Annotated in this window: 9 protein-coding genes; 2 read left to right on the top strand and 7 right to left on the bottom strand. The window is 70.1% G+C overall.

From position 1 onward, the window contains the following. From FV223_RS12995 to FV223_RS13010, 4 genes are all read right to left on the bottom strand, one after another. Positions 1 to 1,012: DUF898 family protein (locus FV223_RS12995; RefSeq protein WP_147727443.1), on the bottom strand; the 1,012-nt coding region annotated here is incomplete at its 3' end. Between the two features lie 33 nt (positions 1,013 to 1,045). Next, a complete protein-coding gene (locus tag FV223_RS13000; protein WP_147727444.1) occupies positions 1,046 to 1,480 on the bottom strand; it encodes a tellurite resistance TerB family protein in 435 nt (144 codons plus the stop codon). 112 nt (positions 1,481 to 1,592) lie between these two features. Further along, on the bottom strand, positions 1,593 to 1,817 hold the full coding sequence (locus tag FV223_RS13005; RefSeq protein ID WP_147727445.1) for a YbdD/YjiX family protein: 225 nt from the start codon (positions 1,815 to 1,817) through the stop codon (positions 1,593 to 1,595). Positions 1,818 to 1,822: 5 nt separating this feature from the next. Further along, complete coding sequence (locus FV223_RS13010; protein WP_147727446.1) at positions 1,823 to 3,880, bottom strand: carbon starvation CstA family protein; 2,058 nt, start codon at positions 3,878 to 3,880, stop codon at positions 1,823 to 1,825. Between the two features lie 206 nt (positions 3,881 to 4,086). On the opposite strand from FV223_RS13010, the gene FV223_RS13015 reads away from it, so the two are divergent. Next, on the top strand, positions 4,087 to 4,953 hold the full coding sequence (locus FV223_RS13015) for an NAD(P)-dependent oxidoreductase (RefSeq protein WP_147727450.1): 867 nt from the start codon (positions 4,087 to 4,089) through the stop codon (positions 4,951 to 4,953). A gap of 6 nt (positions 4,954 to 4,959) precedes the next feature. On the opposite strand, the gene miaA is transcribed toward FV223_RS13015, so the two are convergent. Next, complete coding sequence (gene miaA, locus FV223_RS13020) at positions 4,960 to 5,883, bottom strand: tRNA (adenosine(37)-N6)-dimethylallyltransferase MiaA (protein ID WP_246686352.1); 924 nt, start codon at positions 5,881 to 5,883, stop codon at positions 4,960 to 4,962. Positions 5,884 to 5,902: 19 nt separating this feature from the next. On the opposite strand from miaA, the gene serB reads away from it, so the two are divergent. Then, on the top strand, positions 5,903 to 6,799 hold the full coding sequence (gene serB, locus FV223_RS13025; RefSeq protein ID WP_147727448.1) for a phosphoserine phosphatase SerB: 897 nt from the start codon (positions 5,903 to 5,905) through the stop codon (positions 6,797 to 6,799). Positions 6,800 to 6,805: 6 nt separating this feature from the next. Here serB and FV223_RS13030 read toward each other — a convergent pair whose 3' ends face one another. Together FV223_RS13030 and FV223_RS13035 are read right to left on the bottom strand one after the other, a co-directional pair. Further along, the gene (locus FV223_RS13030) at positions 6,806 to 7,192 is read right to left on the bottom strand and encodes a DUF1640 domain-containing protein (protein WP_147727449.1); all 387 of its coding nucleotides are present in this window, start codon (positions 7,190 to 7,192) and stop codon (positions 6,806 to 6,808) included. Between the two features lie 161 nt (positions 7,193 to 7,353). Beyond that, the gene (locus FV223_RS13035) at positions 7,354 to 8,877 is read right to left on the bottom strand and encodes a Do family serine endopeptidase (RefSeq protein WP_147727451.1); all 1,524 of its coding nucleotides are present in this window, start codon (positions 8,875 to 8,877) and stop codon (positions 7,354 to 7,356) included. Between the last annotated feature and the right edge of the window lie 178 nt (positions 8,878 to 9,055).

Raw genomic sequence — 9,055 nt, forward strand, 5'->3', positions numbered from 1 at the left:
GCCCGTCGCCGCCCGCGGCCCGCGCGGCGAGGCCGGCGAGCAGCGCGATCAGGCCAACCACCACGACGAAGCCTAGAAGCGACAGCGCGTAGACGAGGTAGGGCCAGTAGAATTGCCGCGCCCGGAGCGTCGAGACGAGGCGGACCGGCCCGAGGCGCGCCGCGTTCATGAAGACCCGCGTCTCGCGCGCCCGATAGAACGGTACCAGCAGGAGCGAGAGGGGCAGGCAGCAGCCGGCGGTGATCCCGAGCGCGACGGCGAGGGTTGCGATCCGGGTGCCGGCATAGGCGGGGTTGAGGATGAGATCGCCGCCCTTGCCACCGGGCTTGGGCAGCATCAGGTCGATCGGCGGGACGAAGTCGTTGGCGGCGATCAACGCCAGCAGCAGGGCGAGCACCGGGCCGAGCGCCACCGCGTAGAACAGCAGCCAAGGCCCGAAGAGCGCGCGCCCGCGCGCGTCGGACGCCATCCGGCTGGTGCCGATCAGGGTGTGGGCGATGCGGTAGCGCTCGAGGCCGGCGCGCATGAACGGGAAGGCGAGGCCCAGCGTCGCCAGCGTCAGCGCCCACCACAGGGCGGCCCGGCCGGCATAGGCGAGGCCCGAGCCGTCCTGGCCGAGGCGGATGCCGCGCCACAGCGTCCGCATCGCCCGGTAGCGGCGCCCGCGGTAGATCGCGAACTGCCCGAGCAGGAACAAGATGACGAAGGACAGGATCGCCGAGTATGGCGCCAGGCTCGGCAGCGCGATCGCCAGGCCGAACAGCCCGACATAGATCACGATCAGCAGCCCGAGGGCCGCGAGGAAGCCGAGAAAGAGCTCGCGCCCGGTGCCGGTGTAATCCGCCGGGCTGCCGTCGACGACGGTGCGGCTCCAGAAAAAGCGCCGCAGGTCGGTCATGTACCAGAAGCGGTAGACGCCGAAGGTGACGAGCGAGAGCAGGAACCCGACGATCGCGAGCCCGGTGAGGCCGCGGAGCCGGGTGTCGAAGGCAACCTGTCCGGTCCGCGACATGGATCCCCTTCCGGGCCTGCGATCGACGGCCGGTCAGCGCAGCAGGGCCGATTTCTCGATCTGGAGGGCGGCGGCGATCTCGTCGAGCGCCTTGTGCTCGACCTCGCTGATGCCGCCGAAATCGGCAACGTCGGCGGCGATCAGGAAGATGTCCTGGCGCTGGTCGAGCGGCCGGTCGGCGATGGCCGCGACGTGGCGCAGGTTCTCGATCCGCCCGGCGCGGGTCTTGGCGCGGGCGATGCCCTCGTACAGCTCCTGCTCGATCCGCAGGGTGTCGTAGGATTTCTGGAGGATCGGGTTGGCGCGCATGCCCGAGATCGCCGACTCGACCTCCTCCTCGTCGACGTCGCCGTCGGCGATCGTCACGTTGGCCGCGGCCGAGACCGCGGCAGCAAGAAACAGGCCGTCGCCGGCATAGGACATGATCGTCCGGCCGAACCGCAGAATGGCGTCCTGGAAGATGCTCATTGCCTACCTCGCACTCGCCTGACTCACGGGAAATGCCCGTTCGGAGTCAAGCGTTTCCCGCCCGCGACCGGGCCGCATCCTCGAACGATACGTCCGTCACGCCGTCGCATGGTCAACAGCAGCGAAATCCGTTGGTGTTGCCGACACCGAACCGCGCGTTCTCCCGATGGCGGAAGAACTCGATCTCGGTCATCGGCGCCTGGTCGGGATGCGTCCGCGCGGCGTGGGCGGCATAGGCCGCGTAATCGCCCTGCCCCACCATCAGCCGCGCGCCGTCGCAGAAGCACTTGGACAGGGCCTTCCAGCGGTCGCGCAGGTTCTGCGGGGCGGCCTCCATCGGCCCTACTCCGCCGCGACGATGCGGGCTTCGCTCTCGAGGGCCGTCCAGCGGTCGGTGCGCAGCGCCTTGACGCAGGCGGCGATGCCGAACCAGGCGATCGCCACGACGAGGCCGATGAACAGCCCGGCGAGCACCGCGTCGATCCGGTCGTTCAGCACGATCTGACCCATCTGGCCGAGGTCCTTGGCCGGCGCCAGCACCTTGCCTTCCGCCAGCGCGCCCGCGTAGCGCTCGGCATGGGCGAGGAACCCGATCTTCGGGTCGGCGGAGAAGATCTTCTGCCAGCCCGCAGTGAGGGTGCAGATGCACAGCCACGCGGTCGGGATGATCGTCACGAACGCATAGCGCTCGCGCTTCATCTTGAAGATCACCACCGTGCACAGCGTCAGCGCCACGGCGGCCAGCATCTGGTTCGAGATGCCGAACAGCGGCCACAGCGTGTTGATGCCGCCGAGCGGGTCGGTCACGCCCTGGTAGAGAAAGTAGCCCCAGGCGCCGACCGCGATGGCCGTCGCCAGGATGCTCGGCACCCAGGCGTTGGTCTGCTTGAACGACGGCACCGCCAGCCCGACTAGGTCCTGCACCATGAAGCGGCAGGCGCGGGTCCCCGCATCGACCGCGGTGAGGATGAACAGCGCCTCGAACAGGATCGCGAAGTGATACCAGAACGCCATCATCGCCTTGCCGCCGATGGCGCTGGAGATGATGTGCGCCATGCCGACGGCGAGGGTCGGCGCGCCGCCGGCCCGCGCGACGATGGTGCGCTCGCCGACATCGCTGGCGGTCTGAGCGATCACCTCGGGCGTGGTCGGGAAGCCGAGCTTCGTCACCGCGGCGGCGGCGGTCTCCGGCGTCGTGCCGAGGAGCGCGACCGGCGCGTTCATCGTGAAGTACACGCCCGGATCGATGACGGTGGCCGAGACCAGCGCCATCACCGCGACGAAGCTCTCCATCAGCATGCCGCCGTAGCCGATGAAGCGCGCATCCGCCTCGCTGGCGATCAGCTTCGGCGTGGTGCCCGAGGCGATCAGCGCGTGGAAGCCCGAGACCGAGCCGCAGGCGATGGTGATGAACAGGAACGGGAAGAGCTGGCCCGCCCAGACCGGCCCGGTGCCGTCCACGAACTTGGTCACCGCCGGCATCTGCATGTGCGGGGCGACGAAGGCGATGCCCAGCGCGAGGCCGACGATCGTGCCGATCTTCAGGAAGGTCGAGAGGTAGTCGCGCGGGGCCAGCAGGAGCCAGACCGGCAGGATCGAGGCGACGAAGCCGTAGCCGATCAGCATCCAGCAAAGCTGCGTCCCGGTGAAGGTGAAGGCCGGGCCCCAGACCGGGCTGTCGGCGATCGCGCCGCCACCGAAGATCGCCGCCATCAGCAGGACGAAGCCGAGGATCGAGACCTCGCCGATGCGGCCGGGGCGGATGTAGCGGGTGTAGACGCCCATCAGCATCGCGATCGGGATCGTCGACATCACGGTGAAGGTGCCCCACGGGCTCTCGGCCAGCGCCTTGACGACGATGAGCGCGAGCACCGCCAGCAGGATCACCATGATCAGGAACGTGCCGAACAGCGCGATGATGCCCGGGACGGTGCCGAGCTCGGTGCGGATCAGCTCGCCGAGCGAGCGCCCGTCGCGCCGCATCGAGACGAACAGGACCATGAAGTCCTGCACCGCGCCGGCGAGCACGACGCCGGCGAGGATCCAGAGCAGGCCGGGCAGGTAGCCCATCTGCGCGGCCAGCACCGGGCCGACGAGGGGACCGGCACCGGCGATCGCCGCGAAGTGGTGGCCGAACAGGACGCTCTTGTTCGTCGGGACGTAGTCGAGCCCGTCGTTGTGGAGGACGGCCGGCGTCTCGCGCTTGGGATCGAGCCGCATCACCTTCTCGGCGATGAACAGCGCGTAGTAGCGATAGGCGATGAGGTAGACGCAGACCGCCGCGACGACGAGCCAGAGCGCGTTCACCGCTTCGCCGCGCTCGACGGCGACGATGGCGAGCGCCGCCGCCCCCAACGCACCGACCAGGGCCCAGGGGCCATGCCTACCGATCGCGCCCATCGTTCCACTCCCGAAGCCGGCACTCGGGGGCCGACGATCCCGCGCGTGATGCCGCAATTTTGGATTGAGGAAAATCCCCATCGCGGCAGCGAGTGGACAACCGCGCGGCGTTGTCGCGATCCGCTTCGCATCGTCGGCGCCGCGGTTTGACGCTGCGGTGCGCGATACCTAGACCGCTCCAGCAGCACACGAGACGGAGACGGATGATGGCGAAGGTCGCGTTCCTGGGGCTCGGCGTCATGGGCGCCCCGATGGCCGGACACCTGGTCAAGAAGGGCCACTCGGTCACCGTCTACAACCGCACGGCCGCCAAGGCCGAGGCGTGGGTGGCGGCCAACGGCGGCGCGCATGCGCCGACGCCGCGCGAGGCTTCCGAGGGCGCAGAGATCGTCTTCGCCTGCGTCGGCAACGACGACGACCTGCGCGGCGTCGTGCTCGGTCCGGACGGCGCGCTCGCCGGCATGGAGGCCGGTGCGATCTTCGTCGATCACACCACCGCCTCGGCCGAGGTGGCCCGCGAGCTTGCCGAGGCCGCGACCGCGAAGGGGCTGGGCTTCATCGACGCCCCGGTCTCCGGCGGCCAGGCCGGCGCCGAGAACGGCATGCTCACCGTGATGTGCGGCGGCGGCCAGGGCTGCTACGACAAGGTCGAGAGCGCGATCGGCGCCTATGCGCGCGCCTGCCGGCTGATGGGGCCGGTCGGGGCGGGCCAGCTCACCAAGATGGTCAATCAGATCTGCATCGCCGGCCTCGTCCAGGGGCTGTCCGAGGGCGTGCACTTCGCCAAGAAGGCGGGGCTCGACGTGGAGGCGGTGCTTTCCGTGATCTCGAAGGGGGCCGCCGGCTCCTGGCAGATGGAGAACCGCGGCTCGACCATGAACGCGGGGAAGTTCGATTTCGGCTTCGCCGTCGACTGGATGCGCAAGGACCTCGGCATCCTGCTCGACGAAGCGCGCCGCAACGGCGCCAAGCTCCCGGTCTCGGCCCTCGTCGACCAGTTCTACGCCGACATCCAGGCCATGGGCGGCAACCGCTGGGACACGTCGAGCCTCGTCGCGCGCCTGGAGCGCTGAGATCCCTCAGCCGATTTCCGCCATCGCCGCCTCGGGCGCCAGCCAGCGCCACTCCGCTCCCATCTGGTGGCGGAACCAGGTGAACTGGCGCTTGGCGTAGCGGCGGGTGTCGGCCTGCCCGCGCACGATCGCCTCCTCCAGCCCGATCGCGCCGTCGAGATGCGCGATCAGGCCGGGCACCCCGTGGGCGCGCATCACCGGCAGCAGCGGGTCGAGGCGGCGCTCGCGCAGCACCGCGACCTCGTCGAGGGCGCCCCGCTGCATCATCGTGCGGAAGCGCGCGTCGATGCGGGCGCGCAGCAGCTCGCGCTCGGGCGCCAGGAAGATCTTCAGCAGCCTTCGCCCCGCGAGCGGACCGGGCACGCGTGGCCCGTGGAACGCGGCGATCGGCCGGCCGGTGGCGGCGAGGATCTCGAGCGCGCGCATGACCCGGGCGCGGTCGCTCGGCCGCAACAGGGTGGCGCCGGCGGGGTCGCGTTCGGCGAGATCGGCGTGCAGCGCCTCGGTCGGGCGGCCCTCGCTCTCGGAGCGGATCGCGGCGCGCACGGCCTCCGGCACCGGCGGGAGGTCGGACAGGCCCTCCTCCAGGCTGCGGAAGTACAGCCCGGTTCCGCCGACGAAGACGGGCAGTCGCCCGTCGAGACCGGCCAGCAGCGACGCGGCGTCCCGCGCGAAATGCCCGGCAGAGTAGTTCACCGCCCCGTCGACATGCCCATAGAGGCGATGCGCGACGCTTGCCTCCTCCGCCCGATCCGGTCGCGCCGAGAGGATGCGCAGGTCGGCGTAGACCTGCATCGAGTCGGTGTTGACGACGATCCCGCCGTGACGGAGCGTCAGCGCCGTCGCGAGCGCCGACTTGCCCGACGCGGTCGGCCCTGCAATGAGGATCGCCTCCGGCCGCCCCTGCGACGACGCACTTGAAAGCGGCAACACGAAATCGTCGGCTCCGATGACCCTTGTCGCGACCCTGATAGCAAACGAGGCCCGCCCCGCCATCACCGATGCGGTGCTGGCTGAGGCGCGCCTGGTTCTCGCGACCGAGCATCAGCCGCGCATCCTGCACGGCGAGGTCGCCGCCGAGTTGCTGGTGCCGGGGGCTGCGGTCGCCGCGCCGGCGTTCACCGCGCGGTTGCGGACGGCGCTCGCGGGCGAGCCGATCGACGTCGCGGTGCTGCCGGCGGACGCCCACCGGCGCAGGCGCCTGTTCCTCGCGGACATGGACTCGACCATGATCGAGCAGGAATGCATCGACGAGCTCGCCGACACGATCGGCCTGAAGCAGCAGGTCTCGGCGATCACCGAGCGCGCGATGCGCGGCGAGATCGCCTTCGAGCCCGCTCTGCGCCAGCGCGTCGCCCTGCTTCGCGACGTGTCGGCCGGCGTCGTCGACGCGCTGATCCGCGACCGGCTGACCCTGACGCCGGGCGGTCGCACGCTCGTGCACACGATGAAGGCGCACGGCGCACGCACCTGCCTGGTGTCGGGCGGCTTCACGCTGTTCACCGGGCCGATCGCCGAAGCGCTCGGCTTCGACGAGCATCACGCCAACCGGCTCGGTCTCTCGGACGGGCGCCTGACCGGCATGGTGGACGACCCGATCGTCGGGCGTGCCGAGAAGCGCGCGACGCTGATCGCGCTCCGCGATGGCCTCGGACTGGACGTTGCGGAGACGATGGCGGTCGGCGACGGGGCCAACGACCTCGACATGCTCGGCGAAGCGGGCCTCGGCGTGGCGTTTCGCGCGAAGCCGGCTGTGGCCGCCGCGGCGCGCGCCCGGATCGAGCACGGCGACCTGAGCGCGCTGCTCTACCTGCAGGGCTACATGGCGAGCGAGTTCGTCGCCTGACCGCCGTCAGTGCAGGCTGCGGACGAGCGCGACGACCGCGCCGAGGATCGCGACCGTCTGGAACCCGATCATCCCGAACATCCACTTGATGATGTCGGACTTCGCCGTCGCAATGTCCACGCGGGTTGCTAGACGCAGGGCATCGATGTCCGCCTTCGTCGAGAAGCGCAGCGCATCGATGTCATGTCGGACCGCGACGATGTCGGCCTGCGTCGTCACGCGGAACGCTTCGATGTCGTGCCGGACATCCGCGATGTCGGTCTTGGTCGGAATGCCGCTGGCGAACACCTCGGACATGGCGTCCGCCATCCCCTCCGCCTGCTCCGGCGTGAGGTGAGCCTTCTCGTGCAGGTTGCGCGCGAACTTCAACGTATCGAAGGCGATGGCGTTCACGGGGGCGGCCGACTCGCGCGCGGGCATCCGCCGGATGCGAAGGGTGACGGGTTCGGTCCTTGCGGGCAAGGCATCCGCCAGCTTTCGTCCGCCACCAAAAAGAACGCCGCCGCCCGGATCAGGCGGCGGCGTCGGTTCGTGCCGTTATCTTCGCGAAAAGGTCAGTCCAGGCCGATCGCCACGAACCGGACGTCGCCAGTCGCGCTGGCGACCAGCAGAAGCACCGACTTGCGGGAATCCTTGCGAAGAGCCTCGACGCGCTTGGTCACGTCGGCCGGCGTGTTGACCGCCTCCTGCCCGACCTCGACGATGACTTCGCCCGGCTGGATGCGCTTGTCGGCCGCGGTCGAGTTCGGGTCGACGCGGGTGACGACCACGCCCTTCACGCCGTCCTTGATGCTGTACTTCCGGCGAAGCTCGTCGGTAAGGCCCGAGAGGTTGAGGCCGAGCGCCTGACGCGTGGCGCTCTCGGCCTCGGGCTGGCGAAGGTTGGCGAGCTGCGGCTTGTCGCTGTCCTCGAGACGGCCGAGCGTCACGGCCTTGGTGCTCTCCTCACCCTTCCGGACGACGACGACGTCGACCTTCTGCCCGACCGGGGTCGAGGCGACGATGCGCGGCAGGTCGCTCGAGGCCTTCACCGCCGTGCCGTTGAACTTGACGATCACGTCGCCGACCTCGAGGCCCGAGGTCTTGGCCGGCCCCTTCTCGTCGACGCCGGCGATCAGCGCGCCCTTGGCGCCCCCCTTCAGCCCGAGCGCTTCGGCGGTGGCGTCGTCCACGTTCTGGATGCGCACGCCGAGCCAGCCGCGACGGACCTCGCCGAACTCGCGGAGCTGGTCGATCACCGGCTTGGCCGAGCTCGACGGGACGGCGAAGCCGATGCCGACGGAGCCGCCGGTCGGCGACAGGATCGCCGTGTTGATGCCGATCACCTCGCCGTCCATGTTGAACAGCGGGCCGCCCGAATTGCCCTTGTTGATGGCCGCATCGGTCTGCAGGTAGTTGTCGTAGGGACCGGACTCGATGTTGCGGCCGCGCGCCGAGACGATGCCGGCCGACACCGAGCCGCCGAGGCCGAACGGGTTGCCGATCGCGATGACCCAGTCGCCGGCGCGCATCTTGTCCGAATCGCCGAACGGCACCGCCTTCAGCGGGCGCTCGGCCGTCGGCTTCACGCGCAGCACGGCGAGGTCGATCTTGGAATCCTTGCCGATGATCTCGGCCTTCAGCTTCGTGCCGTCGTGCAGGATCACCTGGATGTCGTTGGCGTCGCCGATGACGTGGTTGTTCGTCACCACGATCCCGGACGCGTCGATGATGAAGCCGGAGCCGAGCGAGCTCGACTTGCGCTGCTGGCGCGGGTTGTCGCTCTCGCCGCGCTGCTCCGGTCCGCCGCGCCCGCCGCGCTTGTTGAAGAATTCCTCGAACAAGTCCTCGAACGGGGTCCCGGGCGGCAGCTGCGGGCCGGCGCGGTTGCCGGGGCGCGCTTCGACGGTGGTCGACGCCGAGATGTTGACCACTGCGTCGTCGACCTTCTCCGCGAGGTCGGCGAGCGAATCCGGCCCCTTGGCATAGGCCGGCATCGCCACGGACGAGGATGCGATCAGGATCGCGGCGGCGACGGACCGCGCGGAGCGGCGGAACCGGGCGAGGGGATGCGCGGGCGCGCTCGCGGCGGGGTGCATGATCGACCTCTTCAAGAACGCGTTTCCGGTGCTGTCGGGTGCCGCCGATCGGCGGCCGGCGGTTCGATGGCCGCCTTAAGATCGGCGGCGGCCCGCCCCGTTCAAGGGCGGGCCGCCTGCGTCGGCCCGCCCGTGGACGGGGGCTGGCTCTTTTACCCATCTGCGGGCCCACGAGGCC

It is taken from the genome of Methylobacterium sp. WL116 (assembly GCF_008039455.1).
Lineage (GTDB): Bacteria > Pseudomonadota > Alphaproteobacteria > Rhizobiales > Beijerinckiaceae > Methylobacterium.

What these genes read in the sequence shown, in the direction of transcription:
- serB (WP_147727448.1), top strand. Translation starts at nt 5,903, where the DNA reads ATGACCCTTGTCGCGACCCTGATAGCAAACGAGGCCCGCCCCGCCATC.
- FV223_RS13010 (WP_147727446.1), bottom strand. Translation starts at nt 3,880, where the DNA reads ATGGGCGCGATCGGTAGGCATGGCCCCTGGGCCCTGGTCGGTGCGTTG.
- FV223_RS13005 (WP_147727445.1), bottom strand. Translation starts at nt 1,817, where the DNA reads ATGGAGGCCGCCCCGCAGAACCTGCGCGACCGCTGGAAGGCCCTGTCC.
- FV223_RS13000 (WP_147727444.1), bottom strand. Translation starts at nt 1,480, where the DNA reads ATGAGCATCTTCCAGGACGCCATTCTGCGGTTCGGCCGGACGATCATG.
- FV223_RS13035 (WP_147727451.1), bottom strand. Translation starts at nt 8,877, where the DNA reads ATGCACCCCGCCGCGAGCGCGCCCGCGCATCCCCTCGCCCGGTTCCGC.
- FV223_RS13015 (WP_147727450.1), top strand. Translation starts at nt 4,087, where the DNA reads ATGGCGAAGGTCGCGTTCCTGGGGCTCGGCGTCATGGGCGCCCCGATG.